Raw genomic sequence first — 350 nt, forward strand, 5'->3', positions numbered from 1 at the left:
CGTTATGGCACATGCTGCTACCCAAATCTCGCCTCTTTCCCTCCACGACGCTCTTTCGATCTTTTTTCAAGTCCGGTATTTTGCAGACCAATCGCATTGAGCATGCCGGATGAAGTTGCCGCCACGCGCGGAGTCGGATTTCCAAGACGCATCTCGGCAGTCGTTGCTTTGATCATGATCAAAGCAACGACTGCCGAGATGCGTCTTGGAAATCCGACTCCGCGCGTGGCGGCAACTTCATCCGGCATGCTCAATGCGATTGGTCTGCAAAATACCGGACTTGAAAAAAGATCGAAAGAGCGTCGTGGAGGGAAAGAGGCGAGATTTGGGTAGCAGCATGTGCCATAACG

At 52.6% G+C, this 350-nt stretch carries 2 pseudogenes; one reads left to right on the forward strand and one right to left on the reverse strand.

Annotation, left to right across the window (positions count from 1 at the left end):
• Nucleotides 1-62: 62 nt before the first annotated feature.
• Nucleotides 63-179, reverse strand: a pseudogene (locus AY633_RS16415) (dihydroorotate dehydrogenase catalytic subunit); the annotation flags it as partial.
• Between AY633_RS16415 and AY633_RS16850 the strand changes: the two are divergent.
• Nucleotides 169-300 (forward strand): annotated as a pseudogene (locus AY633_RS16850) (dihydroorotate dehydrogenase catalytic subunit); the annotation flags it as partial. The pseudogenes AY633_RS16415 and AY633_RS16850 overlap by 11 nt on opposite strands.
• Nucleotides 301-350: the final 50 nt, after the last annotated feature.

It is taken from the genome of Planococcus maritimus (assembly GCF_001592825.1).
Lineage (GTDB): Bacteria > Bacillota > Bacilli > Bacillales_A > Planococcaceae > Planococcus > Planococcus maritimus_C.